Origin of the sequence: Novipirellula artificiosorum (assembly GCF_007860135.1) — a bacterium.
Taxonomy (GTDB): Bacteria; Planctomycetota; Planctomycetia; order Pirellulales; family Pirellulaceae; genus Novipirellula_A; species Novipirellula_A artificiosorum.
Genome location: NZ_SJPV01000001.1, coordinates 246424 through 272367, shown reverse-complemented (window position 1 = coordinate 272367; position 25944 = coordinate 246424). Strand labels below are relative to the sequence as shown.

The window sequence follows — 25944 nt, the reverse complement described above, 5'->3', positions numbered from 1 at the left end:
TTATGCGTTGTCCTCACGTCCCTGCGGCTGAAATGAGCCGATGATGTCGAAAAGTTCGTCAGCTAATGACTCATCGAAGAGTCCGTCCAAGCTGTCGCTGTGCAGCGTAGTGAATGGTGCTGCGTAGAGATCGTCTGTCTTGATGGAGCCAAACTTGGCAATGTGGTTTTGCAACAAGTCCAGAAACTTGATCTGGTGCGATGCCAGATTCGGATGAGCCTGCACAAATTCGGTGAATCGCTGCTGAACGACATCGGCGTCCATCCCGATGATGGCTCGGATGGCCTGATCGAGCGATTCAGCCTGCGTGAAGTAGTCCAGCAGGTTGTGCAGATCGAGACCCGGCTCCTGCGTCAACACGAGCGAACAAAGGTCTTCCAGATCGTGTTCAGTCACGGGCTGGCCGAGGCGAATCTTCCGCAGTGTTTCGTTCTGGTCGATGATCGCTTGCAACACGTTATTGACGCGGTTGCGGTACGCCACCATATCCAGATCATCGAGCCGATCTAAACGGACCTTATGCTTTTTGCGTTCAACGTCGGCTTCGTCTTCTCTTACATCGATGACGACCGGATCAAACCTCGGTGTTTCGTCCTTGCGACGGAACTGAACAATGCCGCGCAGCTGATCACGGATCTCTTCGAGGCCAGCAACGGTGACTTCATCCCAGAACTCATCGCTCTTGACTCGTTCGATGACCGACAACTTCAGCTTCACCTGAGATAGATTGATCCGCAGGCTGCTGACCAGATTGACCACTTCGTCTCGCATGTCGGAGAACTTGCCGCCGCCGCGAATCAGTTCGGCTTGCAGTTGTGCAATGAGTCGGTCGAATTTGTAGGCTTCTTCATGCTTGGCAATGTCCACCCACTGCATCAGCGGAGCAACGTCCTGCTGCAACGTTGCCTTGGTCGCGGCATCGAACTGACGGACTGTCTCGTCGGAAGAAACAGACTGCACCTGCTTCCATTTTTCCTTGATGGGAATGCTGCCGGTAGGAAGGTCGGCGACCTGCTTACTGATCAGCCCCGTCGCAATCTGGAAACCAGCATTGTGCTGTTTTTCCAAAGCGGCTTCGGCCAACTTCATGCGAGCTTCAAAGACACGTTCACACAGGGACTTCTGACGAACCGGTTCGGCAGCCTTGTAGTCCTGTTCAAAACGCTCGAAGTTGCCCCAATGATCAAAGATCTGAAAGTGGGACTTGTCGAGGTCGGGGCCGAACAGATCGAGACACAACCGAGTTCCACGTCCGATCATCTGCCAGAACTTAACGTAGGAATAAACCGGCTTGGCAAACACGAGGTTGACGCACTCAGGAACGTCCACACCTGTATCGAGCATGTCCACCGATATGGCGATGGTCAGATCAGGGTTGCTTCCGTCACCCTTGAAGTCGTCGATCATAGATTCGGCGCGGGGATCGTCGCTGACGACAGTCTGACAGAACTTACCACCGTATTGCGGATACATCTCATTGAACAGCTCTTCCATCAGCCGAGCGTGCTTGATGCTGCGAGCGAAGACGATCGTCTTGCCAATGCGACTGCCGACACGGATACCGTGATCCATCAGGTTCCGCAGGATGTGGCGGTTGGTGTCTTTGTTGTAAACAACCTTGTCTACTGCACCCTGCTCGAACTCAATGGCTTGTGGCAGAACTTCGTCTTCTTCCAGCTGCTGCCTCTGTTCCGGCGTCATTTTGGAATACTTGATGCCGGATCGCAGGAATGGCGTCGTGTGAGTATCGACCTCAAACGGCACAAGGTGCTTTTGAGCGACCGCAGTCGGATAGTCGTAGTTGGATGTGGGATCACCTTCATCGCATTCGAAGATTTTGAATGTGTTCCGCGATACGAAATCAACGGGTGTGGCAGTCAGGCCGAGTTGATAACTGTCGAAGTATTCAAAAATGGTGCGGTATCGGTTGTAGAGACTGCGGTGGGACTCATCGGCGATGATCAGATCAAAGAAACCGACATCAAAGGACTGATAGACCTTCATCATCGCCGGATAAGTTGAAAGGAAGATACGGTCCTTCGTGTTGCCTGCGGATGCTCCGCTGACATACGTCCGTGGCAGTGACGGCAGAAATTCGTTGAAGGCGTTGTTGGCCTGACGACGTAGTTCACGACGGTCACACAAGAACAGAATTCGTTTGGCCCAATTCGCCTTGATCATCGCATCACACAGGGAGATCGCGACACGGGTTTTACCGGTCCCGGTCGCCTGCACGAGCAATGCCTTGCGTTTCTTTTCGGCGAATTGTTCGACGACTCGGCGAACCGCTTCGATCTGATACATGCGGCCTGCTATATCGGGATTGGCTGAAACTTCACCGACCGGCTTTTTGGCCGTTCGCTGGAAGTGCAGGTGTTGCAGGCTGTCCTTTGAATAGAAGCCGTAGATCTTGCGCGGTGGTTCACCGGCAGCATCATTCCATATCCACTGGTCATAGCCGTTGGTGTAGAAAATGACTGGACGTTGCCCGTGCTCTTTTTCGAGTCCGTCAGCGTATTGCTCGGCCTGCTTTCGTCCCAATTGTGGATCAACTGCCGTTTTCTTGGCTTCAACGACGCCCAGCGGCTTTCCGTTGTCATCGTCCAATAGGTAGTCGGCTTTGCCAGCGCCGGATGCGCCAACCTGATATTTGACCGGTGCTTCCTTGACGACTTCGGCAGTGTTGGTGTTACCTTTGCCAACATCCCAGCCTTCGTCGGCCAGCATCTGGTCAATCAAATACTTGCGAGTTTCTTCCTCGCTAAACGCCATCGGGTCCACGGACTGCAATGCACTGGTCGCCTGCAGAGCGGCCTCTAATGCAGCCTGACGTTCTTCCGCCGTGGACTCTGCTTGCTCAGCGCGTGATCGTTCATTGTCGAGGTCGGCCAGAAGCTTCTGCATCTGAGCTTCTTGCGCGGCAACCCGTTCAAGGATCGCACGTTTCTCACGTCGTTGATTAGAACCTTCGACACCACCTGTTGGTGGTTCGCAGTATTCGGGACAGTCAGTAACATTGCCGCTGGCGTAACTGACGTGCAGCCATCGAGCCACGTTGAACGCTTCACGTGTCAATCGTAGCGCAGTGGTTGTATCCCCTTTGTTTCCATGAGCCGCGTTGTTCCCTTCCATGCGAAGAGCATGAAGCTTGGACAAAACAACCTCTGGCACAACATCCTTAAACGGCTGGTTATGCAGCAGGTCATTCAGATTCGCACGGGGCGGCTTTGGTAGTCGCTGATCATGATGTATCCATTCGACGACCTGCTCGCAGAAGACTCGCAACTTTGAAATTGCGCCAACAGGATCGGGATGTGCGTACGCCTCCGCAAAGCCACCGAGCCCTGACAGCTCCGGCCACTTCGGTCGCAAGAACTCGAAGTTGAGTGATTTCATAAGTAGGTTACGTCCCGTGTTCATACCGGACCACTAAAGCACGGGGTGTGCCAAATGGTCGGCGGTCGTTTGTTTCGATCATGTTTCGGTGCTCCAATCGCCCGAAACGTCGAGCCGTTTCAGCTGCGCGTCCAAGGTCTGGTAATTCTTCATCCCAAGCAGCCGAGCCGCCTTGGCTTTGACTCCATCAGACTCTTCCATCGCCCGGCGCAAATACTGCCCCCGTATATCGTTAAGGTGATCTTCGAGATCGAATTCCTCGCCAAGCGGACGGTCCACAAGTCCACGGGATCGACTGGCCGAATCAGGCATTTCTGCGATCGAAGCAGCCACTTCTTTACGCCCAATTGTTTTTCCGTCAGTTAATACTGCCGCCTGCATTAAAGCGTTGTAGAGCTGCCGTACATTGCCGTTCCAAGGCTGTGATTTCACAAATGAAATTGCGGAAGCAGAAAGGGATTTGTGCTCGTAGCCGGGCTGATCGGCCTCGAATTGCGTGTTCAGCAAGCCCATGAAGCGCTCTGCGATCTTGGGGATGTCTGTCTTACGATCTCGAAGTGGTGGGAGTCTGATTGAGATCCCGGCCAACCGGTAATACAGGTCTTCTCGGAACTCACCATTCTTGATCGCAGTAAAAAGATCCTTGTTCGTCGCCGCGATGATTCGCACATCAACTCGGCGATCTTTGTCATCACCTAGTCGTTGGATGTATCGAACAGACGGACCTTCACCGGTGACGGGTTGAAGCACACGCAGCAACTTGGCTTGTGTTTCCAGATCACATTCGCCGATCTCGTCCAAGAAGACTGTGCCACCGTCGGCGACTTCGAAAAGTCCTTTTCGATCAGCGTCCGCTCCCGTAAAGGCTCCCTTGTTGTGCCCGAACAACTCGGACTCCAACAATGACTTCGCCAGCGCGGCGCAATTAACGGACCTCAGCGGTTTATCTCGGCGATTGCTCGACTTGTGAATCGCTTGGGCAAACATCTCTTTGCCGGTTCCACTTTCGCCGACGAGCAAGACAGTGACGTTGCGAATGGCTGCACGTTTAGCGCGACCGACAGCGTCACGGATTGAACGGCTATCACCTGCGATGTCTTCGAAGCCTTCGATCTCAGACGGTGCCTGTGATGCCAAGTGCTGCAAATGAGCATCGGGGTCACGAAGCACTTCTGGAATAACATCGATCAGATCAAACGGCACATCCGTGACCCACGACTTACCTCTGAACGTCTCGTAGAAAGTGCAAGGAAAGCGAGTTTTTCCAAGCAGCAACCAAACTGCAGTCATTGCCGGAGTACCGGGGCTTAGATGCAGGTAGAGATCGGTTTCAGACCAAGCCTTGGATGACTTGAGAGATTCGAGTTCTTGATTGGCTATCTCAAAGATCGCGGCGTAGTCGGTGGGCTTGTCCAGCTTGACCTCTCGCACAACCGGCTTACCACCAAGCCACTTGGCAAACCAGCCATTGAATTCCGACGAGTAATTGGTCAACAACCGGACCTCGTCGAACTTCTGGGTAGTCAACAGCGTCTTCGTTGGCCCCAAGTCCTCTTTCTTCGGAAGCTCCCCTCGGAGTCCGGCCATAAGCTTCTCGCTACGGGCCTGCGAGCTATTCGCAGCCAGCGATCGCAGGTCGGAATGACCGATCCATTGAACGAGAATCTTCTTTCGCGGCATGGCACCATCCTGTTTGTGAAAACAACAAATGGATTTGTACCACGCTGAATAGTGCTTGGCAACCACCCGAGTCTCAAAGTGCCATTAACTAAGAATTTAGCTGGTGTCCGTCACCAATTTGCGACCAGCCAGTGCCGCGAGGCCATGGCTTTGAGTGAGACCCATAAGACCTGAGACTTGCGGCAGCTCGGCTAATCAATGTGCTGGATTTGCGTGCTGGAATACTGCTTCGCTTCAGGTCGCTCGGTCTCATCGATCCGTGAAACCGTTTTGAGAATCAGCCACTCGTTTGAAGTGGTCTCAGTTCCCAAGTGACTTTGCGTTTGTGTGCCGTGCGAGATAACGGACACCAACTACATCGGCGTCAACATCACCAACCCACTTGGAGACGCCGCACATGTCAAACGCCCTTCGAACCGAAATCACTAGCACGATCGTTGAAGCCCTCGCTGGTGGCAATTTGTTGCCTTGGAGAAAGCCATGGAGCGTCGATCCAAATGCTCCGGGACTGCACACCAGCTTGTCATCTGGAAGTGCGTACAAAGGCATCAATCAATTGCTGTTGATGTGCTCGGCGATGAAGAATGATTTTCGATCGAAATGGTGGGGAACATTCAATCAAATCAAACAGCAGGGCGGTCGTGTCTTGAAGGGTGCGAAGTCAACGGTTGTTGTGCTGTACCGGCCTGTTGAACGAACGAAGATCGATGAGACCGGCAGCGAAGTCGATGACTCGTTCTTCATGATGCGATCATTTCGCGTTTTCAATGCGGACCAGACGACGCTGGGAAAATTCCATGTCAGCGAAGCCGTGTCCGATGGTGTTCCGTTTGAACGTTACGAACATGCTGATGAAGTTATCGATGCAATAGGTGCTGATCTGCGACACGGTGGCAGTGAAGCCTTCTATCACATCAAAGGCGACTACATTCAGCTTCCACACCGAAGCCGATTTGAGTCACCCGAAGCGTATTACGAAACGAGTCTGCATGAGCATATGCACCACTCGGAGTCGCGGCTCGATTGGGACTGTGAAAAAGAGGGATACGCAAAAGGCGAATTGCGAGCGGAAATCGGCGCGTGCCTGCTGATGGCGGAACTCGGCCTGCCTGTCGCTCAGAATCTCGATAATCACGCGTCGTATTTGCAGCATTGGTTGCGGCAGTTGAGAGAAGACCCGAATTTCATCTTCTTCGTATCGGCTCAATCCAACAAAGCCGTTGATTACCTGCTGTCGTTCAGCAAGCAACCAGCAGAAACAGAAGAACCAGCCATCGCCTGAAAGATGCGGCCCAATGCGGTGAACGGAGTCACCGCTTTTTGTTCTCGTACCGGACACCGGCTACACAATTGCTTCGATCGGAGCACCCGATAAGAACGCAATCACTGATCGATTTTGATGCTTGGCTTTGACGCCACCACGCAGAGCGAAACCTGACGCCTTGGACTGCGCAGCAATCGTCGGGAATCCCTGCCCCTGCGAAGTCTCAAGCCATCAAACGATCAGTGCTGCGTTCGGATCGGCTTTCTGACTTCACTGCGGACACCAACTACATCCTCAGACAGCCCCAAATCTGATGGAGATCAAAATGCCTGAGACGCAAATCGACAACTCGATCCTTAACTGCCAACTGATCAGCGTTCCGTACTCAACCGTCCTGCAGGCCATCAAAGCCACACGCAGTGATCCGTTTAACATGACGATTCGATGCCAGTTCGAGTGGGCCGCAATTGCTCAGTGCGTTAATCAAGGCATCGACGCTTGCAGTGTCAAGGAAAGGGATGTTTACGAAAACGGACACTGTTCGATTTCACCGATGTCATTGTGTGTCCTTTTGAGGCGGCTCGGCGATTCCGATTTCAGAGGGACGAACGAGCATTCGGCAGAAGACCTGTGGGACGCGGCGATTTCGCTTCAGTCCTCGATCTTCATCGTGTTGGGCATCGATGACTGTGGTCAGTACGTGGGCCGCGAAGCAATGGGATTGGAGTAACGGACACCAGCTAAATGTTCAGAGAAACAAACTACAACTTTTGAAACGACAAGCGAGATCCAATAATGGATGGCATTGAAACCTCGGAAATGACCGCTCTGGAACAGCGACAGGCGTTACTCGCTCACCACGTCAGGCTTGTCGCTCGACGACACAGCCACGCCCTATTTGTTTTCGGCAGTCAGGGTGGGCTTGGGAAAAGCCGCACAATATTGGCAACGCTTGAGGATGAAGGCGTGTCGCCTATTCTGATCAACAGTCATGTGACGCCGTTAGCGCTCTACGGGATTCTGTATCAACACCGTGACGATGAGGCAATATTCTTTGACGACGTAGACAGCATGTTTTCGTCGATGGCACATCTGGGTTTATTGCGAAGTGCATTGTGGGGAACTCCAAGAATCGTCACTTACAATTCCACCCAGCTGACCGATCTGCCGAGTTCGTTCGAGTTTACGAGTCGATGTATCTTTGCTTGTAACGTGATTCCGAAGAAGAACGATGCCTTCCGCGCGGTCCTTTCGCGCTGCGATCAATTTGAACTCTCGGCGACGAACGAGCAGGTTATTGATTTGATGCGTTCAGTTGCCGCCAACGGATTCAATGGAATCACGCCGGATGAATGCCAAGAGATCATCGACTACATCGCGGAGAACTCCGATGACCGCCAGCTTTCGATGAGACTGCTGGGACCATCTATTCGCAAGTTTCAATACGCTCGATCTGAACGCCTCGATTGGCGTTCATTGCTAAAGAGCCAGTTGCAGACGTTGGGACGAAAGAACGAAGCAACCAAGCGTCTCGACAGCAAAAGCAAAGACATCAAAATGCTTCAAAACGTCATCACGAACCACCCTGATTCCGTTAAGGATCAGCAGGTCGCTTGGTGCCGGTCACTAGGCAAGAGTCGAGCCAGCTTTTATCGGACGCTTTCGCGCTACAAAGATGAGGTCGGTGACTGACGGACACCGGCTAAACTGACGTTACAACGTTCGGGAAGAAAACTAGAAAGCGGAGAGCAGACCCAATGATCAGGACCATCGCAATCGGCGACATTCATGGGTGTTCCATCGCTCTTGAATCATTGATCAACGCCATTGATCCGCAACCCAAAGACACGATCATCCCGTTGGGAGACTACGTTGACAGAGGGATCGACTCCAAGGGCGTACTGGACCAGTTGATAAAACTTGGCGACCGCTGTCATTTGGTCCCAATACTCGGCAATCATGACCAGATGATGCTCCACGCGAAAAATGGACGTTCCGACTTTCAGTTCTGGCTCAACTGTGGAGGTGACGCAGCGCTCGATTCCTACGGCTCAAGCAGTCAGCTTGATCTGATTCCGTCTTCCCATTTTCGGTTTCTAAAAAGTTGTCATTCGTATTTCGAGACCGAAACGCACATCTTTTTGCACGCTAACTACAAGCCCGATGTGCCACTTGAAAAGCAGGACGACAAGACAATCCGCTGGCTTTCACTTCGAGACTACGTGCCGCGAACGCGGCATTGCTCAGGCAAAACGGTCGTCGCTGGACATACACCACAGCCAGAGATCCTCGACTTGGGATTTCTGATCTGCCTCGATACTGGTGTCTGCGATGGTGGATGGTTGACGGCACTTGATGTTGAATCAGGCAAAGTCTGGCAGGTCAACGAGGCAGGTGAAATAAGGAAGTAGTTCCCAAGTGCTGGATCTCGATCATCTGATGATCTACGGCGAAGAGGGATCGGCGACACCATTCCCTTGCCGCTACTCAGGCGGTTGCATCACTGATGAAAACGTGGCACCGACCGAATTCGAGTGCGAATGTGACTGACGGACACCAACTACATCGGTGTAAACAACACTTTCACACTGGAGAGAACGATGGACGATCTGCTTGACCAATTCATGGAAGACCACATCAACGGTGGCTACGGCGACATCCTCGACGAACTCGCTGCGGAAGAGTTCGCAGACGACTTCCCGGACGATGAACCGTGGGATGAGACGCTGGCTCAGCAGGAACTGGAAGACTTCGAGCAGGCTGATGAATACTTCGGCCACTACGGTGAAGATTGGTAGCGGACACCGGCTACACCGTCAGAGGAGACAGCATGAAACTTAAACGTGGCATGGGCGGCTCCCGAAATGGTCGGGGCCGCTCAGAAAAAACGGAAACATACAAACGAGTCAGCAAGAAGCGGCGGCGAAAAGAAGCACGCCGAGAATGCCGACAGCAAACCAGTCCAACAGGAACCAACAGATGATCGCACCGCTGAAACCGAAAAGGCCAAAGTTCAATTTGGGCCGAATTGTTGCCACACCGGGAGCCCTTGAAACACTTGAAGAGTCTGGTGAATCAGCAGACTCGTTAATCTGCAGGCACCACACCGGCGATTGGGGAGACGTTTGCGAAGATGACGCAGCAGCCAATGAGCAGGCTTTGGGAGACGGCGAGAGAATCCTGAGCGTGTATCACACCGCGAAGGGCGAAAAACTCTACGTCATCACCGAGGCCGACCGATCCTCGACCTGCCTACTTCTGCCAGACGAATACTGACGGACACCGCCTACTTCCGTGTCAGATAACAACACTCACACGGGAGACAGAACATGGGTTGGTTATTCATTCCGGGCAGCGTTCGGCGAAGCATGATCAAAGATCGCACCAGTGCTTGGGAACGCACGAACGACGATGGCACGACCATCAAGACAACGTGCCTTGCCCATTGTTTCCGAGGCAACTGTTTTTCGGGCGTTCTATGGTCGGTCTTTGAACGGACGTTCATTCAAGACGGTGAGCACACGGAGTCGCAACAGCGTTGGATTCAATGCGACCTGTTGCAATACAGCCGATCTGACGACGGTTGGGGATACAAGGACATGGATGAGTCCATGCATCCCTATTACTACTCCTGTCCCAAATCCTATCTCGACATGGTTCCGGTTGAGACTCACGGCGGTAACGCGGAATGGCGTGAACATGTTCGTCAGCATCACCGAAACTCACTTGCGAAGCGACGAGCAAAACGGACGGCAAAAGCGAGGTAACGGACACCAGCTACATGGTTGTCCAAACAACGTCCCTTCAAGAGAGCCAGCACATGTCCGATCCGACCGAAACCATTCGCCGCCAACAAGTCGCCGCCATCAACGCCGAGCCGGGTTCACGCGAGTATCTGGAAGCCAAGCATGGCGACGTTTTCGACACGTCCGAAGTGCAGGCCACATTCAGCGTTCTCAGTTTCCTCGCTCCATACGTTGTGGTTCAGCGGAAGAGCGATGGCGTGCGGGGCTCGATGATGTTCCAACATTCACCGAGGTTCTACTTCGGTTTCAAGCCTGAGTGAGAAGTGTTGTTGGCTCGGGCGTCACGGATGACGCCCTTTTCTTTTCGCAGACGGACACCAACTACATCAGCGTTCCAACAACACGGGAAACCGAATGCCACTCTATGAAGTCGAACAGTACGAGATCCACTCGACGAAGTACCGAGTGATCGCCGACAGCCCAGCCGATGCAATCGCTCAGGTGTTAGACGGTGAGGCCGATCAAATCGACGACTCAATGGAGTTCATCGAAGTTGCCGACGACATCGGACTGCCGCTGGATGAATACGATGAATTGGCTGAGAAAATCAGCAAGCTCGGAGTCCCAGTTGACGAGCATTTTATTCCATCCATCCGTTCGATTAGCGCCGTCAATGTCACTGGCGAAGGGACACCAACTACTGAAGCAGAACGGTAAATCGCAATTTAGATATTGGTAAGAAGCCCTCACCGTTCGTCTAAGGCTTCTTACCACGACAGCAAATCGGAGAATTGAACGTGAAATTGGTGCCATACTACCGCTGTTCAACTTCAAAGCAGGCAAAGTCTGGTCTCGGGCTTGAAGGACAAGAGGCAACCGTTTCATTGTTCGCCAAAGCCCACGGAGCACAGGTTCTGAAGCCGTATGTTGAAGTGGAGTCAGGCAAGCGGGCAGACAGACCTGAACTTGCCAAAGCTGTTGCTCATGCTCGACGTGCCAAAGCAACTTTGATCATTGCGAAGCTTGATCGGTTGGCAAGGAACGTTCACTTCCTGAGCGGCCTGATGGAAGCTGGAGTGAAATTCGTCGCCTGCGACCAACCCAGCGCCAACGATCTAACAATTCACATCCTTGCGGCTGTTGCACAGGACGAAGCCAAGCGAATCAGTGACCGAACGAAGGCTGCACTCGCCGCCTACAAAGCACGTGGTGGATTGCTTGGTGCGTCACGACCCGAGTGCCGGAACCTAACGGCTGAAGCCAGCCGAGTCGGAGCACAGGCCGCTGGCGTCGTCGCAAAGAAGGAGGCGGACACCGCCTACACTGATCTCTACCCGATAATGCAAGAGCTTCGAGATCAAGGGCTTTCACTACGCGCGATTGCCAGTCACCTAGACGACGAAGGATACGAGACACGACGTGGACGCACTTGGAATCATGTTCAAGTGCGTGCCGTGCTGAATCGGTTTGGCTCCTGATTCACGCGGAAATGTGCAAGGTGAGTCGGCGAATCAACAACCCAGAAATTATTATCGGTTTTGTTGCAAAGTAAGTCCCCCCGGAACCCTACCCAGACACTACGCCATGAGGTCTCTTTGTTATCGAGCAACTTATTTTGATCGCCCAATGCGCTGACCGATTCAAATAAATCGGATTCCGAAAATTCCCGCCGACAGAATTTCGGCGGCTTGAAAGGGGCGTTACAAAAGTTTTTGTTTTGGCGATGGTCTGAAACTTGCGGACGGCAGATACGAACAACAGTTTCGAGGATCGAAAAATCACCGCCGCAGAATTCACATGCCCAGATAGGGTTTCTCGCCACGAAGCTCAGCAAGCAGGTTCGACTTGAAAAACTCGTCGATCTCCAGACCTTCGACAAATTTCAGCGAGTTCTCTCTTTTCGAGGGGTCGATGATCGCAATCGCCTTTGCACAAAGCGCCGCGAAACCGAAGTCATCATGACTGAGGCACTGTTCTAGCATTGGAAGAGCGAACGATGCCTGAGACCGCCAAAGCATTCTGGGAACATAACACTTTATCGATAAGTCCCAGTGGTCAAGGATGCCTGCAATTTCTTCCATCCATTCTGGGAAGTGCGTCAGCAGCAATTCCGAAACGCACGTGATGGAAAACAAACGGACCTCTCCGTCGTACGAGTACACACCGTCCATGATTGCATCCAGTCCAATGTCACCGAACTGAACGAGCACTATGGCTGCGTCTGATGTTCTATTCTTGTATGGGGAAAAAGAAGCAAACTCTCGAAGCGTTGAATCGCAATGACTTTTCTGAACTTCGGCTGACAGGGCCAGCATGTCTTTGTCGGCGTTTGGTGTTCGTATCGACGAAACAGATTTCTGCAATTTGTTGGTCACAAAACCACGTCGATCTTTGTCACTCAATTTGAACAACGTGTCGAACTCTTGCTCAACGTCCAATTGAAACTTGGCAAGCGCCCTTCTGACCCGAGCCCCAAGAAGAGTGTCGTCATTTGGCAATTCTTCAAGCACTCCAACCGCTTCCTCCATACTCGATGGATGGTTCATGATGACCGATTTGGCTGCGAGAAGCCGCCGATTGGGGTCATGGTCAGTCAGCCATTCTTCTGGTACCGCTTCGTGCTCGTATTCTTTCTGTTTCATTCATCCTCCTTTTCCACACGTATCTATCCCAGATCTTTGAAAACCGGCGACCGTTCCAGCACATCCGCTAAATCGACCTGAAGTCGATCTCGTGCCTGTGTGAGTGGAACCAGCAATTCAGTGGTTTGAAACGAGAAGGGATTAAGTCGAACCGTCAGCAATACAAAATCCGTACCGGCATGGGTTGCAGCGTTTAACGCAAGTATTTCGCACATGAGTGCTGTTGTTTCGTGACTCTCTCCGGTGCCATCTTGTTCCACGCAAATGTCTCCTTGTAAGTGCTTTCTCAATTGATCAACGACCGTATCGCCGAAAGTAGGCTGAAGAATCACCATCAGCGCCGTAGCAGCAGTTCCAGCAAACGTCCACGGCATGTTCAACGCGGGCGCCACACACCGGACACTGATGTTGCCAATGCGGTGGCGGCGTGAAATCCGTGTAGGACGGTTCAACAAATCCACCGTTACGGATCATTTCGCTATCTGGATTCAGGATCGCCGGGAGCGTGTCCCAAAAATAGTGCCCACCGGCGATAGTCCATTGCCGGTAATCGGGATCATCCAAAACCAATTGCGATGCAAACCAAAGGCAACTCCAGAACACTGCAGTGATAATCAGTGTGATCCAAAATGCACAAATGATTGTGTCAGCAAAACTGAAGTATGTTCGCCCCGCCGCATGGTTACCCATCCAATAGAACCCGAGAAACAGGAACGCCCAAACGGCGAACATGAATCTCGCCATGATCGACGACGGGCGTCTTCGAATGCCGCGATCCGAGTCGTTGAAGGCCAAGATAAGAAAGAAGATCACGCCACCAACAACCATTGCTGTTAGTGACAAGCTGTCCTGCAGCCACATCAATGGAATCGCGGACATCAAGAAAAGACGGCCAATCCAATGTCTGGCAGGCTGTGTGTTCACAGACGCTGGGGTTGAGATGTGAACTTGCGAATTTGGTTGAACCATTGATGCCTCCGTTGGTTGTCAGAGGCGTAATTGGTGTCCGTCAATGCGAAGCGGTCAATTTGAGTTAGACTTCTTTCTTTTGAAATAGAGCCGGTCCAGCGTACGAATCACGGTCATTCGCGAAACCCCCGTTGCCTCCATGATTTCGGTGACCGTCTTGCCTTCCTTCTTCAACTCAACGATTTGTTCACGCTTGTCCAACGTCGTGTACTGCTGCATGGGTTGCTCGTCAATCTTTTCGGGGGCAGCATCAAAAATCGGCTGGAACTCACTCTGAAGCAGCCTTTGCGTTTCAAACAGCTTTGCAAATGGTCGCTTGGTGTAGAGGTCAAGTAAGTCATCGCTTTTTACAGGCTGTCCGTGCAGAAGAAAGGTAGAGGACACTTCGCCATCAGCTTTTTGGCGAACTGCATCCGACGCGGTGTCTCTGAGAGTTGAAAATGAAAAGTAGGGAAAGTCGGGCTCGCTTTTTCGTACGCGTTTAATCAACGCTTGCCACTTATTGGTGAATATCTGACTTGAATTTTTGCTTCCCAAAGTCTGGCGATAGTAGAGCGTACCCGCCTTCGTGATGAGCACGTTGCGATGATTCAAGTCATACTTCTGAACAACGGCCTTTCTCTGCATTAAGGCCCACTCCAGCAGCTTGACGGTTTGCGGCCAAAGCAGAAACTCGCCATAGACCATGCTTTTGTTGCGTTTGTAAAGGATGAACTGATCCGCCGCTTGGACCTCATACCCACATAGCTCACGCAGATACTGACGATTGGGATGCGGTTCATTGAGGAACAAGTGATCCAACAGGAGCGTGCCCTGTTCAGCACCTTTGAATCCGCAATTCAGTGCGAGCAGCAAAAGCAGACGTTCGAGTGGTGTCGCGTGTTTGTTGATGACCGCCAACTCACTTGGAAGATAGCCCGTTCGTTTCGTCATGCTCACGATACTCGTGCGTTCTTCTTGCAGATCCATGACTCGCGTTTTTAGGTCATCGAAGTCTTCTGGCTTCCGCCAAGAAAATGCTTTGTTCTTGTGGAGCCATTTGAAGAACCTGCCAAGTTCCGCAATCTTGTTCTCGCAGGTTCTTTTCCCCATCTGCCGTGGCGGATCAATTCTCTTGTCGATTGTGAGTGGCCGCATTCGCCAGTAGTCGATCAAATCTTGACACCCATCGAGATCAAGACTTGCAATTGGACGATCATTCTGGTGGGCCTTGATGTTATCCACATTCGAGATTTTGTGACTACCGAACGCCGTGAGGGTTTCACCGTCTGGAGTTGCCTCAACGTCCCTCTTTCGTATGTTTGCGACGTACACATCCAACGTCTCGAACAAGGACTCTGCAAGCTCAGGAAGTATGTTCGGTGCTGCCCGATGTATTCGACGGAGATCGAACTCTGCCGCTTGGCGAAGCTGATCCGTACCTTCATCAAATGAAGCACTGTCTTCTGGGACAAAGACAACGCATGGGTACGCCGCCGCAAGCTGATTGACTTTTAGGGCGAAGCTGTTGTCACTCTCGTCAGCTCGCGTCACTTCGATTTGAACCTTGCCTCTCGCCAACTGAAGTGCAATCCAAAGTGCATCGCCGTTCCATATTGGCTCAACGTGATTCGGCGGATCAAAGGAGTACGGGTTGACCGGTTGTGATCGGTCTTGAATCCGCAGCTCCACAGCCTGTTCGACGAATGTCCAAAGCTCTCGGACTCTTGCCAGACGAGCTTTCGCTTGGTTCTTGTTGCGACCGAACTTGAACTTCCTCAGCTCAATTTTCCCTGCCCTGTTACGCCACTTTCCGACTTTGCGGGGAAAGTCTCCACGGGGATCTGGCTCCCATTCGTCGTCGGTCTTCTTTGGCATTTTATCAGCACGCAATATGGGTACACGGGTTCCTTTCCGGTAATCATATCGCAGAATGGCACCCAAATCGACCCAGAAAGGCACCCAGAAAACGTCCAAAAAGGCACCCATCGGCGATGTGCGGGCTTTTGGCACCCCGAGATAGTTGACGCAAAGTCAATAGAAAAGGCCACTTAAGTCATTTGACTCAAGTGGCCTTGATGGAGGCGGCGGGAATTGAACCCGCGTCCCGCGATGCATCCACATCGCCGTCTACGTGTGTAGTCAAACCATTTGTAGCGCCTCGAAAGCGCCTTTTCGCTTTGTGTGGCACTGTTTGACAGGTTCCACACTCCACTAACTCGAATCGTTTCTAGCGCGACGCGTCTCGAGTAGGACGCCGCGCGATCCGGAATTGTGACGGACATTCAAGCGACTCCGGCGGTCCCCATCAGTCCGGGCTACCTGTTCTTAGGCGGCCATTGCGAAACTTTCGTCTGCAACTAAAAGTGTGATCAGCTTTTTACGTGGCCAACTGATCAACCACGACACGCAAGCGGTGCTTCAAATCATCCGGTCGAATCCAAATCGCCCCCGAAATTCGGGAGAAGAGAAATGGAGGGATTGGAGAAATTTGCTTTTCACCACGCCTCCATTGTAAAGATCGATGGCAAATAGGGCAACTTGCGAGTGGCAGAATCCGTGGAATCACGGCAAGACCCACTGGGGAACTGGGGGCAGCGAAAGGTGCCCGCTCTGCCGTTGGAGATCGCGAAACGGCACGATACCCGACTCACTGCGGACAAATGCCGGCCCTGCGCGTGAGCCGATTGGCGGATTCATAACGCGCAAGACAAGGGATTTGGCGGCAAATTCACAACAAATTGCCCTCGTCTGCATCTTGTCGAGTGGTTGCCAGTGAGAATACGATAGGGAAGCTGTTACTTACATTTCAAGACTCGCCCGTGATGAGGGGTTTATCGACGATGGCAGTCAAATTAACCGAACGTGCCGCTGACGAAGTGAAGCGGTTTCGTAAAGAGCATAACTTCGACGAGAACATGCTGCTAAGGATCGGCGTTGCCGGTGGCGGATGCAGCGGTTTCAATTACACGCTGAACTTCGATGACAAGTTCGACGACAAGGCCGACAGCAAATATGACTGGCATGGCGTCGAGGTGGTTGTGGATAAGAAAAGTGCGTTGTACCTCGATGGGACCACCGTCGATTGGTACGAGAGCCTCGAGAAGCAAGGCTTTACGTTTGAAAACCCGAATGCGGTCAAAAGTTGTGGTTGCGGAAGCTCGTTTCAAGCGTAGGCACACCGTTCCTGGATCGACCCCACTCGCTTTCCGGTTTCGGCCGGAGAGCGTTTTTTTTGGCTCGATACAGCCCTTCCCTGCATGCCGATTCGCGTGCCAAGCTTAGCGGTCCGTTTTCTGTGGTGAATTTGATCCTTGCTGCCTATCCACATCGGAGTTGCCGTGTAGAATTCGGCCCGCTGTTGTGCCGATTGTCGGCCTTTTTGAACAACGTTTTCGTTAACGGTGGCCGATCGAATGAGCATCGCTGAGTCGAAAAAATGGTCCGCGTCGGATTCCGCATCTCTCTATGAAATCGATCGCTGGGGAGACGGCTATTTCTCTGTCTCGGATTCGGGGCGGTTGGTCGTGACCCCCGGCCGTGACCCGGAAGAGCAGATCGACTTGAAGGAGCTGGTGGATGGGTTGACGCAGCGCGGTCTCGATTTGCCGATCCTGCTGCGATTCAACGGCATCCTACGAGACCGGTTGAAGCGGCTGAGCGAGTGCTTTGGTGAAGCGATCGAAGAGTTTGGATACAACAATACCTACCGCTGCGTGTTCCCGATCAAGGTGAACCAGCAGCGTGATGTTGTCGCGCAATTCGTTCAACACGGCCGCAGTTATGGCTTCGGCGTTGAAGCCGGCAGTAAGCCGGAAATGTTGGCGGTTGTCGCGATGACCGATTCGCAAACGCCGATCATTTGCAACGGTTTCAAGGACGACGACTTCATTCATTTGGCGATGCGCGCTCAGCAGATTGGACGCACCGTGATTCCGGTCGTCGAAAAGGTCAGCGAGTTGGATCTCATCTTGAAGCACGCTCAAGTCATCGGGGTGCGGCCAACGATCGGGATGCGCGTCAAGCTAGCGACTCGAGGCTCGGGGCGCTGGCAGGCGAGTGGTGGCTACCGCAGCAAATTCGGTTTAACGGTCGCCGAGATGCTGCGTCAATTGCAGATGCTCGAGGACCGGGGCATGGCCGATTGCTTCAAGCTGTTGCACTTTCATGTGGGCAGCCAAATCACACACATTCGCCAATTGAAAGCGGCGATTCTGGAAGCCGCACGAATCTACGTCAACCTTCGTCGCCGCGGGGCAGGACTGGAAATACTGGATGTCGGTGGCGGCCTAGGCGTCGACTACGATGGTACGCACAGCGACAACGAATCGAGTATGAATTACTCGATGCAGGAATACGCCAAAGACGTGGTCTACTTGGTGCAAACGGTTTGCGACGAAGCCGATGTGCCACATCCAGAACTGATCAGTGAGAGTGGGCGAGCCGTTGCTGCTCACCATAGTGTGTTGATCGTCAATACGCTTGGAGTGACACACCAAGGGAGCGTGCAGGACTTGCCGGCGGATGTGCCGGATGAATACGAGCAACCGGTACGCGACCTTTGGTTGACCTATCAAGATTTGACCGAAGAAAACATGCTAGAATCGTTTCACGATTCGCAGACGTCACTGGATTTGGCAATGAATTTGTTTAGTGGTGGTTACCTGCCGCTTGAGCAACGAGTTGTTGCCGAAAATTTGTACTTTGCTATTTGCCATCGTGTGCGAGAGTTTGCTGGGGCGATGGAATATGTGCCTGACGACGTCAAGCATTTGAACCGATTGTTGTCGGACATCTACTTTGCCAATTTCTCGTTGTTCCAATCCATTCCTGATTCATGGGCAATCGACCAGTTGTTCCCCGTGATGCCCATCCATCGACTTGAAGAACAGCCGGTGCGGCATGCGGTGATTGGCGATATCACGTGTGACAGCGACGGCAAGATCGACCGATTCGTCGGTGGCGAGGGGCCACAGCGGACGTTGCTCTTGCACCACTGGATTGCGAACCAGCCCTACCAGATAGGGATTTTTATGGTCGGTGCCTACCAGGAAATCCTTGGCGATCTGCACAACCTGTTTGGGGACACACATGCTGTTCATGTCGACATGAAAGATGGGGCAGTGAGGATCGATTCGGTCGTGAAAGGGGATACGGTCAACGAAGTGCTAGGCTATGTCCAGTACGACAATCGAGAGCTCAGTCGTCGTTGGCTTGAGGCGATCGAGTCCGCCGTGCAGCGTGGATTGATCGATAACACTCAAGCGGGCGAAATGATTCGTTTTTACGAGCGATCGCTTGAGAGCTACACGTACCTGTCCGAAAACGGCAACTCGGTTTCGCAGGTCAAACCGGTTGCAGATCTGGCGACGGAGGGGATCACCCCTTAACGGTTCTGCTTGGCAAACGATCGCATGTCGGATTCGATGCTTTCAAGGCGTCTGGTCAAGGCAACTTCGGCTTCCGCGAGGTCGCTGGACTGGGCCGGCGAGAGCCGCGTGAACACATAGAGTTTGATCTTGGGTTCCGTGCCACTCGGGCGTACTGCGACGTAGTTGCCTTCGTCGGCCAAATCCAAAATGATCATATCGCCTTGGGGCCCTTCCATCGAATCCTTTTGCCCCGTCGCTACCTTCGTCAGTGTTTGAGATCCGTAGTCACGGATTTGGGCAACCGAAATACCGGCGAGTGCTTTTGGTGGCGATTGCCGAAACGCGGTCATCAGCCGCTGCATCGCCGCCATCCCTTCGCTGCCTTCCATCATCAAGTTGATCAGGGTTTCTTTGTGGTAGCCGTGTTTCCGATACAGATCGTTCAAATACTGGTGCATCGATTTGTTTTTCGATTTCAGTTCTGCGGCGAGCTCGCTCATCAACATGCAAGCGACTGCGCCATCTTTGTCGCGGCAATACTGGCCCACCAAATAGCCGTGAGATTCCTCCGCTCCAAACACAAACTCGTCGGGGCCTTCGCGATCGATCACTTCGGCAATGTATTTGAAGCCGACCAGCAGATCACCAACACAACGCACTGCGTGGTGTTCGGCAATCCGCCTCATCAATTCCGTGGTGACGAGCGTTTTGACAACATAATGGTTGGCAGACAGGGTTCCTGCCGCCGCACGCCTGCTAAGCACATACTCGGCAAGCATCGAACTGATTTGGTTCCCGTTGAAGGTTCGCCAATCGCCACTTGGATCCCGTGTGATTGGGGCGGCGACCCCCAGTCGGTCGCAATCGGGATCCGTGGCCAGAACCAGATCGGCACCAACTGATTTGGCATGCTCAATTGGCTTCTCGAAGACAGCGACGTTCTCGGGGTTCGAAACATGGCCTGGGACATTCGGGAAATCACCGCTCTTCTCGGCATGGGGACCATAGAGTTCCACCTCTGCAAAGCCATCTCGCTTGAGCAGGGGTAGCACCGCCTCGGCGCCAACACCATGCAGCGGAGTGTACAGGATTTTGGCGTCACGGGGCCCCGAAAAGGCTTGCTTGGCTGCTGCATCAAGGTAAGCGGCGTCGACTTCGGCCGTGACCACTTCAATCCGTCCGCTGGCAACGGCTTGCTCGAAGGGCGTACCGTGGATTTCCTGACAGGACATGACCTTGTCAATGATCGCCTTGTCATGCGGCGGCAAGACCTGCGCTCCGCTGGACCAGTAGACCTTCACGGCATTGTCGCTGGGCGGGTTGTGACTTGCCGTCACCATGATTCCACAATCACATTGCTTCAACCGCACCGCGAACGACAACTGCGGGGTCGCTCGATAGTCGTCAAGCAAGTACACCTTGAAACCAGCGGCAACCATGATGCCAGCACACAGTTCGGTAAAATGACGTGACTTGTGCCGAGTGTCGTATGCGATCGCACAAGACAAATCACGGTGATCCTTGGCGTACTCGAGCACATAGTTCGCCAAACCTTGGGCACTTTCGCCGATCGTTCGATCATTGATCGCATTGGATCCGATCGGATACATTCGGCCCCGACGCCCCCCGGTTCCAAACGGGATGATGGTCCAAAAAACGTCGTCCAACTTCTGCCACTGTTCCGATTCGATATGCTCGACGACGGCGTCGCGATATCCCCTGTAGCGATCTTCGGTCAACCAGGAGCGAAGGTTGAGCGAGGCACTTTGGCTAAGCTTCGAATCGAGAACGGCCGTTTCGACAGCGGAAAGGGGGTCTTGCATGATGGGCTCCGGAGGCTTCGTCGGTTGGGTACGGCTGATTCAGGACAAGCGAGGTTTCGACTTACCCGACCTTGATCACGTCAGGCGAGACGATTCTATTGGTTTGCGGCTGTCACTGGCAACGTGGCCCCCTATCGAATTGGCAGCGTTAGAACAAACGAATCAAGAAGACTTATGAGCGACCTCATTATCAGCGTCAGTGGCTTGCGTGGCATCGTTGGCCAGTCGCTAACCCCGACCGTGGCGGTCCGTTTCGCTGCGGCATTCTCCTCGAAATTGCCTGCTGGGCCGGTGATCGTTGGCCGCGACGGTCGTAGCAGCGGCCCGATGCTCTGTCAGGCGATCCTTGCGGCACTGCGTGCCTGCGGGCGAGATTGCATTGATGCGGATGTGGTGGCCACACCGACGCTCGGTGTTTTGGTCCGCGAACGGAACGCGGCTGGCGGGATCCAGGTTTCGGCAAGCCACAATCCACCGCCCTACAACGGCATCAAATTGTTTGGGCCCGAGGGCCGTGTGCTCGACGCGGATCGCGGTGCGGCCATTCGAGATGCCTATTTTGACGGCCAGGCCGATTGGTGTGGCTTTGATCGAATCGGTTCGGTCTGCTGCGAAGCGGACCCTCATGCGGCGCATTTGCAAGCGGTCTTGAACACCGTTGATGTTGAGAGCATCGCGGCTGCCGGTCATCGTGTACTGCTGGACAGCAATCACGGGGCAGGCGCGTTGATGGGCGAGCGATTGTTGAAGCAACTCGGGTGCGACGTGGTGGTGTTGGGGGGAGTTCCCGACGGCCAATTTGAACACGTTCCGGAGCCAACGGCAGAGAATTTGCGTGGCATTGCCGACCAAGTTTGCCGGCTCAAGTGTCATGTCGGTTTTTGCCAGGATCCCGACGCGGATCGTTTGGCGCTGGTCGATGCGGACGGTCGCTACATTGGCGAAGAGTACACGTTGGCGCTATGTGTTCAGCGAGCGTTAGGACAACCGGAAACATGCGGTCCCGTGGTGATCAATGGCGCCACCAGTGGGATGAGTGAGCGGTTGGCGACGGCGGCGGGAGTCGAGTCGTATCGCAGCGCGGTGGGTGAAGCCAACGTGGCGGACATGATGATCGCAAAGAAAGCAACCTACGGTGGCGAAGGGAACGGGGGGCCCATTGATCCACGGGTCGGTTACGTGCGAGACAGCTTCGTCGGGATGGCTCAAGTTCTTGACTTGATGACATCCACTCAAAAAGCGCTCTCGGAGCTGGCCAACGCATTGCCCAAACTACACATTCATAAAACCAAAGCCCAAGTGTCTGCCGAAATGCTGCCGGCACTGTTTGCCAAACTGATCGACTCCCATCGGGACGCGGAAGCGTCGACGGGGGATGGGCTGCGTTTAGCATGGAAAAACAAATGGTTGCTGGTCCGTGGCAGCAATACCGAACCGATTGTCCGGCTGATCGCGGAGGCAGAAACCGAGCAGGAGGCGAAATCGTTGTGTGCCGCAGCAGCCGAGAAATTGGCGGAAATCTAAGGAAAACGGTGATCGAACCGGCGAACCTGTGACTTGCCCGTTGCCTCTTCCTAAATATCTCCAAAAAAATCCCTTGTCCGCGCGTTGACGGGTGAGGATAATGGAGATGCCGGGTCGCGATGACGCGTCGCGACGTCAACTTTCCGTACGATTGGCTGCCCATTCTGGTTGGCACCTGGGTGGCGGTCGTCTAACCAAATAGTGGAAGGAGGTGATCAAGTGGAATATTGCTGTACTTGCCAACGGGGTGGTAACCCGTAGTAAAAGTCGGCGGGCTGATGCTTCGGCGCAGCCACCCCACTCGCGATCATCTAAATTTGGATAACGCGAGAACTCGCCCGTCTGTCGAGACACCTTTTGGTCTCGGCAGGCGGGTTTTTTTGTGGGATGGCAGACGGTTTTTCTGGTTCATCCGACGGAACTGTTTGTTACGACAAGAACATCGAATTGAAGACCAGCCATCGGGCCGCGACGAGCGTCAGCACCAAGCAGCTCCACCACGAAGCTCGCTGAGCCAGTGGTGCCCGCCGCAGTATATAGAACAGTCCAATTGCCATGGTGGTCACGAACAGTTTGAACGCGGTCAGTTGCAACGGATCGTCGATCATCCCACTGCCAATTGGATTCAGTTCCTTCATCGTGCCGGATTGTGAAGCCAAGATAGTCCAAACAAGATCGAGCAACGATAACCCGGCGATCAGCAGCAGAGAACGACGGAACAGACGATCGGATTCTCGTTTTGCTCGTTGATCCCCTTGATCACTCTCGCTTGGTCGGTGAGACAGCAAGTGGCCAAACCCGAGCACCACCAAGACCATTGCAAAAAGGGTCAGCGGATAGCTCCAGCGTTGCAATCGCAAAACCGATTCACTGACGGATTGGGTATTGTTGTTGACCCAGGAGAGGTATTTGAGTTCCGGGTTGGCGTTCTGGAGGAATGCCCGCGAAGGTTCATAGCTCGCGATCCATTGTTCAATGTGATCGCGGGCCTGCTCCGATACCGGGCCGATCTTGTAGCTCTCTTCCATCTCAGTCCCTTTGATGTCGCCCCCCCCTTTTAGTCGCTGTATCAGTTCCGCACCGGCGTTGGTTCGATCAAAGGTAACCGGTTGAAAACCGGCGAAGCAAACGGCTGACCCGCCGCTGTGGAGCATGGACTGTACATCACGGACACCCCGGTCGACGGGGCTCCGATCGTCGGGGCTCGGGGGACGCCGTCCGACATTTGTCGATCTCGCCGTTCTGCGGCCGAATTCGTTTCGGCCACCAAACCGCTGGTTTCTGTCTGGGGGAAACGGTTGCCCTTTGTTGCCAGCTTGGTAATCGAGACTCGCTAAGGAGTACTCGTTGACATACCACTCGGAACCCTGTTGATAAAACACATACGGCCGTTCGATGTATTTGCCGTCAAAAAAGAGGAATCCACGATCGACCACCTCCGAGTCATCGGGATGAGGCTGAACCACGGCTTGGGCTGTGCTCGCAAGTACAGCGAAATGGAAGCCGCAGAGGATGAGCGAGGCGAATTGACGCAGCGGTAGACTGAATCTTATCCGCGGCAGGCAAGCCAAACGCAAAATAGCACTAGAACGATTGAAAACCATCGAAGGCAGTCTCGTATCGCAAAGGGTCGGGGCCGATGCTGGCTTCGTCACCAAACATTCGGATGAAACCACAGCGACAGCCTAAGGTTTCGCGGAACCCTCCGCAAAGCGCGATTTCGTCACCTCCGTAGGGCCCGGCGAATAGTCGACCTCAAAGCGAGATCGAGGGCAAATAGGGTGCCCTCGAAGCAAGATTTTTTTTATTTTTCGCCTGAAATCGACTCGGCGATGTTTTGCAGATGGTCTCGAACACGGGCAAACGCATTGAGTGAGGCCAAGTAGGCCACGCTCACCAGCGGGGCAATCTCACCGCCCGAAAGCTCATCAAGGTGCTTTCGACGCAGCAGTTTGATTTGCGTCTTGACTCGCTTGGACGCAGGATCCGTTTTGGTGACGACGTTGGCGTCCCCTTTGTGCAACGCTTCATTGACCGCCTGCATGTATTCGGAAACGTGGTGATTCAGTTCCACCAAGTCCAATCGCTGCGATTCGGTGAATCGCAATCCATCGCGGCGCAGCTTTCGATCGAACTTGTCAAGGTTCGTCAGGTAATCGCTAATCGATTCGTATTCGTCAGCCATTCGCAATTGGCGTCGCGCTTCATCCGCAGCCGAGTGCGGTAGATTCCCGGACAACAAATTCGTGACATAGACCGCGATTTCGTCCTGGATCGAATCAAGCACTTGCTCGCGTTTCTTGAGCCGGTCGCCCATGACTCGGTCGGGCGAATCTTGTTGAATCAATTCGGCGAGCCAAGCGAGCATTTTGGAACACCCGTCGGCCATCCGTTCGACCTCACGCCCCGATTGCTCAATTGCCAACATGGGCGTATCGAGCATTCGGATATCCAAGTCGGTCAACCGCGGCTTTTCCTTGTAGCCTTTCGAGGGGACCAGCCAATTCAAGAACCGGACAAACAACGGCACAAAGGCTAGGAACAAAACCGTATTGGCGATATTGAAGACCGAGTGGGTCGCGGCAATCCCAGCGGTAATGTTAGGGTAGGTGACAACGCCGTCGACGGTCACCGTCTCGGTCACACTTCCCCCGGTGACCATCGGAACGACACGTTGGATAAAATCGATGTACCACCAAAAAATCGAGGTGATCCACAGGACACCCATCATGTTGAAGATGACGTGGAAATAGGCAGCCCGGCGAGCATTGGTGGTCGCCCCCAATGAAGCCAAGAACGCGGTAATCGTTGTCCCAATATTCTCGCCCAGCACGAGAGCCGCAGCCGTTTCGTATGTAATCACCCCCTGGCTGGCCAACGAAATCGTGATCCCCAGGGTGGCGGAGGACGATTGAACCAAGGTGGTCATGATGCAACCGACCATCGCACACTTCAAGACACCCACATAGCTGTCCGCATTGAATGCGTGGAACCAGGCCTCAAAATCGGGTAACTGTTTGATGATCGAGCACGCGTCTTTCATCAATTCGAGGCCGAAAAAAACCATTCCGATCCCCATGATCGACATTGCCCAGTATCGCCATCGGTCGCCACGTGAAAACAGGTAGACAAACGCAGAACCGCCGAGCAGTGGCAAGCCATACTTCCCTATCTTCAACGCCAAAATCCAACCGGTGATTGTCGTGCCGATGTTTGCCCCCATGATCACGCCGATCGCCTGTGACAATTCCATCACACCACTGTTGACGAACCCGACCACCATCACGGTCGTGATCGAACTGGATTGAACCAGACAGGTGACGACGACGCCGACGAGGGTGGCTAAAATGCGGTTCTTGGTGACCGCCGCGATCATGCGGCGCAAACTGCTGCCGGCGACCGCTTGCATGCCCTCGGACATGTTCTTCATACCGAGTAGAAAGATACCCAGACCGCCGATCAGGCCACAAATGAGCTCGACAAGGACAGGAAATTCCAAGGGACCGACTTTATGAAGATAGTGGAGTGATTTGAGTGTTTTTTTGGAGA

At 53.4% G+C, this 25944-nt stretch carries 22 protein-coding genes and 1 other RNA gene; 13 read left to right on the top strand and 10 right to left on the bottom strand.

Going from position 1 to position 25944, the window contains the following annotated elements:
- Together Poly41_RS00825 and Poly41_RS00820 are read right to left on the bottom strand one after the other, a co-directional pair.
- Entirely contained in the window at positions 1–3396 is a 3396-nt protein-coding gene (locus Poly41_RS00825; RefSeq protein WP_146524038.1) for a DEAD/DEAH box helicase family protein, read from the bottom strand.
- A gap of 78 nt (positions 3397–3474) precedes the next feature.
- Complete coding sequence (locus tag Poly41_RS00820) at positions 3475–5076, bottom strand: sigma-54 interaction domain-containing protein (RefSeq protein WP_146524037.1); 1602 nt, start codon at positions 5074–5076, stop codon at positions 3475–3477.
- 397 nt (positions 5077–5473) lie between these two features.
- Between Poly41_RS00820 and Poly41_RS00815 the strand changes: the two genes are divergently transcribed.
- The 10 genes from Poly41_RS00815 (at position 5474) to Poly41_RS00770 (ending at position 11564) form a co-directional block, all read left to right on the top strand.
- Positions 5474–6358 (top strand): ArdC family protein, encoded by an 885-nt coding sequence (locus Poly41_RS00815; RefSeq protein ID WP_146524036.1) that lies wholly within the window; start codon positions 5474–5476, stop codon positions 6356–6358.
- A gap of 307 nt (positions 6359–6665) precedes the next feature.
- Positions 6666–7070, top strand: coding sequence for a hypothetical protein (locus Poly41_RS00810; protein ID WP_146524035.1), 405 nt, complete (start codon positions 6666–6668; stop codon positions 7068–7070).
- A gap of 65 nt (positions 7071–7135) precedes the next feature.
- On the top strand, positions 7136–8032 hold the full coding sequence (locus tag Poly41_RS00805; protein WP_146524034.1) for a hypothetical protein: 897 nt from the start codon (positions 7136–7138) through the stop codon (positions 8030–8032).
- 65 nt (positions 8033–8097) lie between these two features.
- Positions 8098–8751, top strand: coding sequence for a metallophosphoesterase family protein (locus Poly41_RS00800; RefSeq protein WP_146524033.1), 654 nt, complete (start codon positions 8098–8100; stop codon positions 8749–8751).
- Positions 8752–8940: 189 nt separating this feature from the next.
- Positions 8941–9138 carry a hypothetical protein gene (locus Poly41_RS00795; protein ID WP_146524032.1) on the top strand — a complete coding sequence of 66 codons (198 nt, stop codon included), beginning with the start codon at positions 8941–8943 and terminating at the stop codon, positions 9136–9138.
- 181 nt (positions 9139–9319) lie between these two features.
- Positions 9320–9616 (top strand): hypothetical protein, encoded by a 297-nt coding sequence (locus tag Poly41_RS00790; protein ID WP_146524031.1) that lies wholly within the window; start codon positions 9320–9322, stop codon positions 9614–9616.
- Positions 9617–9669: 53 nt separating this feature from the next.
- The gene (locus tag Poly41_RS00785) at positions 9670–10107 is read left to right on the top strand and encodes a hypothetical protein (protein WP_146524030.1); all 438 of its coding nucleotides are present in this window, start codon (positions 9670–9672) and stop codon (positions 10105–10107) included.
- Positions 10108–10160: 53 nt separating this feature from the next.
- Positions 10161–10406, top strand: a complete 246-nt coding sequence (locus tag Poly41_RS00780) for a hypothetical protein (RefSeq protein ID WP_146524029.1) — start codon at positions 10161–10163, stop codon at positions 10404–10406.
- Between the two features lie 94 nt (positions 10407–10500).
- On the top strand, positions 10501–10803 hold the full coding sequence (locus Poly41_RS00775) for a hypothetical protein (RefSeq protein ID WP_146524028.1): 303 nt from the start codon (positions 10501–10503) through the stop codon (positions 10801–10803).
- 80 nt (positions 10804–10883) lie between these two features.
- Positions 10884–11564 (top strand): recombinase family protein, encoded by a 681-nt coding sequence (locus Poly41_RS00770; protein WP_146524027.1) that lies wholly within the window; start codon positions 10884–10886, stop codon positions 11562–11564.
- Between the two features lie 315 nt (positions 11565–11879).
- Here the strand turns inward: Poly41_RS00770 and Poly41_RS00765 are convergent, their stop codons facing one another.
- The 5 genes from Poly41_RS00765 to ssrA all read right to left on the bottom strand — a co-directional run bounded on the left by Poly41_RS00765 (position 11880) and on the right by ssrA (position 16129).
- Positions 11880–12728 (bottom strand): hypothetical protein, encoded by an 849-nt coding sequence (locus Poly41_RS00765; RefSeq protein ID WP_146524026.1) that lies wholly within the window; start codon positions 12726–12728, stop codon positions 11880–11882.
- Between the two features lie 23 nt (positions 12729–12751).
- Positions 12752–12988, bottom strand: coding sequence for a hypothetical protein (locus Poly41_RS00760; protein ID WP_146524025.1), 237 nt, complete (start codon positions 12986–12988; stop codon positions 12752–12754).
- A 34-nt stretch (positions 12989–13022) separates the two neighbouring features.
- On the bottom strand, positions 13023–13697 hold the full coding sequence (locus Poly41_RS00755; RefSeq protein ID WP_146524024.1) for a hypothetical protein: 675 nt from the start codon (positions 13695–13697) through the stop codon (positions 13023–13025).
- 54 nt (positions 13698–13751) lie between these two features.
- Positions 13752–15554, bottom strand: a complete 1803-nt coding sequence (locus Poly41_RS00750; RefSeq protein ID WP_231615305.1) for a helix-turn-helix domain-containing protein — start codon at positions 15552–15554, stop codon at positions 13752–13754.
- A gap of 198 nt (positions 15555–15752) precedes the next feature.
- Positions 15753–16129, bottom strand: a transfer-messenger RNA (tmRNA) gene (gene ssrA / locus Poly41_RS00745).
- A 390-nt stretch (positions 16130–16519) separates the two neighbouring features.
- On the opposite strand from ssrA, the gene Poly41_RS00740 reads away from it, so the two are divergent.
- Together Poly41_RS00740 and speA are read left to right on the top strand one after the other, a co-directional pair.
- A complete protein-coding gene (locus Poly41_RS00740; protein ID WP_146524022.1) occupies positions 16520–16852 on the top strand; it encodes a HesB/IscA family protein in 333 nt (110 codons plus the stop codon).
- A gap of 240 nt (positions 16853–17092) precedes the next feature.
- Positions 17093–19066: a biosynthetic arginine decarboxylase gene (gene speA, locus Poly41_RS00735; protein WP_146524021.1), complete on the top strand. Its 1974-nt coding sequence runs from the start codon at positions 17093–17095 to the stop codon at positions 19064–19066.
- On the opposite strand, the gene Poly41_RS00730 is transcribed toward speA, so the two are convergent.
- Complete coding sequence (locus Poly41_RS00730) at positions 19063–20871, bottom strand: phospho-sugar mutase (RefSeq protein WP_146524020.1); 1809 nt, start codon at positions 20869–20871, stop codon at positions 19063–19065. The genes speA and Poly41_RS00730 overlap by 4 nt on opposite strands.
- 174 nt (positions 20872–21045) lie before the next feature.
- Here Poly41_RS00730 and glmM point away from each other — a divergent pair, with 174 nt between their 5' ends.
- Positions 21046–22395: a phosphoglucosamine mutase gene (gene glmM, locus Poly41_RS00720; protein ID WP_146524018.1), complete on the top strand. Its 1350-nt coding sequence runs from the start codon at positions 21046–21048 to the stop codon at positions 22393–22395.
- 428 nt (positions 22396–22823) lie between these two features.
- Here glmM and Poly41_RS00715 read toward each other — a convergent pair whose 3' ends face one another.
- Both Poly41_RS00715 and Poly41_RS00710 read right to left on the bottom strand, forming a co-directional pair.
- Entirely contained in the window at positions 22824–23861 is a 1038-nt protein-coding gene (locus tag Poly41_RS00715; RefSeq protein WP_146524017.1) for a DUF5658 family protein, read from the bottom strand.
- A 338-nt stretch (positions 23862–24199) separates the two neighbouring features.
- Positions 24200–25894 (bottom strand): Na/Pi cotransporter family protein, encoded by a 1695-nt coding sequence (locus tag Poly41_RS00710; RefSeq protein WP_146524016.1) that lies wholly within the window; start codon positions 25892–25894, stop codon positions 24200–24202.
- Positions 25895–25944 lie beyond the last annotated feature (50 nt).

Bases quoted from the DNA above. Each gene is read 5' to 3' on its own strand.
- Poly41_RS00750 (WP_231615305.1), bottom strand. From the start codon at position 15,554: ATGCCAAAGAAGACCGACGACGAATGGGAGCCAGATCCCCGTGGAGAC.
- Poly41_RS00790 (WP_146524031.1), top strand. From the start codon at position 9,320: ATGATCGCACCGCTGAAACCGAAAAGGCCAAAGTTCAATTTGGGCCGA.
- Poly41_RS00780 (WP_146524029.1), top strand. From the start codon at position 10,161: ATGTCCGATCCGACCGAAACCATTCGCCGCCAACAAGTCGCCGCCATC.
- Poly41_RS00800 (WP_146524033.1), top strand. From the start codon at position 8,098: ATGATCAGGACCATCGCAATCGGCGACATTCATGGGTGTTCCATCGCT.
- speA (WP_146524021.1), top strand. From the start codon at position 17,093: ATGAGCATCGCTGAGTCGAAAAAATGGTCCGCGTCGGATTCCGCATCT.
- Poly41_RS00825 (WP_146524038.1), bottom strand. From the start codon at position 3,396: ATGAAATCACTCAACTTCGAGTTCTTGCGACCGAAGTGGCCGGAGCTG.
- Poly41_RS00730 (WP_146524020.1), bottom strand. From the start codon at position 20,871: ATGCAAGACCCCCTTTCCGCTGTCGAAACGGCCGTTCTCGATTCGAAG.
- Poly41_RS00815 (WP_146524036.1), top strand. From the start codon at position 5,474: ATGTCAAACGCCCTTCGAACCGAAATCACTAGCACGATCGTTGAAGCC.
- Poly41_RS00805 (WP_146524034.1), top strand. From the start codon at position 7,136: ATGGATGGCATTGAAACCTCGGAAATGACCGCTCTGGAACAGCGACAG.
- Poly41_RS00775 (WP_146524028.1), top strand. From the start codon at position 10,501: ATGCCACTCTATGAAGTCGAACAGTACGAGATCCACTCGACGAAGTAC.
- Poly41_RS00795 (WP_146524032.1), top strand. From the start codon at position 8,941: ATGGACGATCTGCTTGACCAATTCATGGAAGACCACATCAACGGTGGC.
- Poly41_RS00765 (WP_146524026.1), bottom strand. From the start codon at position 12,728: ATGAAACAGAAAGAATACGAGCACGAAGCGGTACCAGAAGAATGGCTG.
- Poly41_RS00810 (WP_146524035.1), top strand. From the start codon at position 6,666: ATGCCTGAGACGCAAATCGACAACTCGATCCTTAACTGCCAACTGATC.
- Poly41_RS00820 (WP_146524037.1), bottom strand. From the start codon at position 5,076: ATGCCGCGAAAGAAGATTCTCGTTCAATGGATCGGTCATTCCGACCTG.
- Poly41_RS00755 (WP_146524024.1), bottom strand. From the start codon at position 13,697: ATGGTTCAACCAAATTCGCAAGTTCACATCTCAACCCCAGCGTCTGTG.
- glmM (WP_146524018.1), top strand. From the start codon at position 21,046: ATGAGCGACCTCATTATCAGCGTCAGTGGCTTGCGTGGCATCGTTGGC.
- Poly41_RS00740 (WP_146524022.1), top strand. From the start codon at position 16,520: ATGGCAGTCAAATTAACCGAACGTGCCGCTGACGAAGTGAAGCGGTTT.
- Poly41_RS00785 (WP_146524030.1), top strand. From the start codon at position 9,670: ATGGGTTGGTTATTCATTCCGGGCAGCGTTCGGCGAAGCATGATCAAA.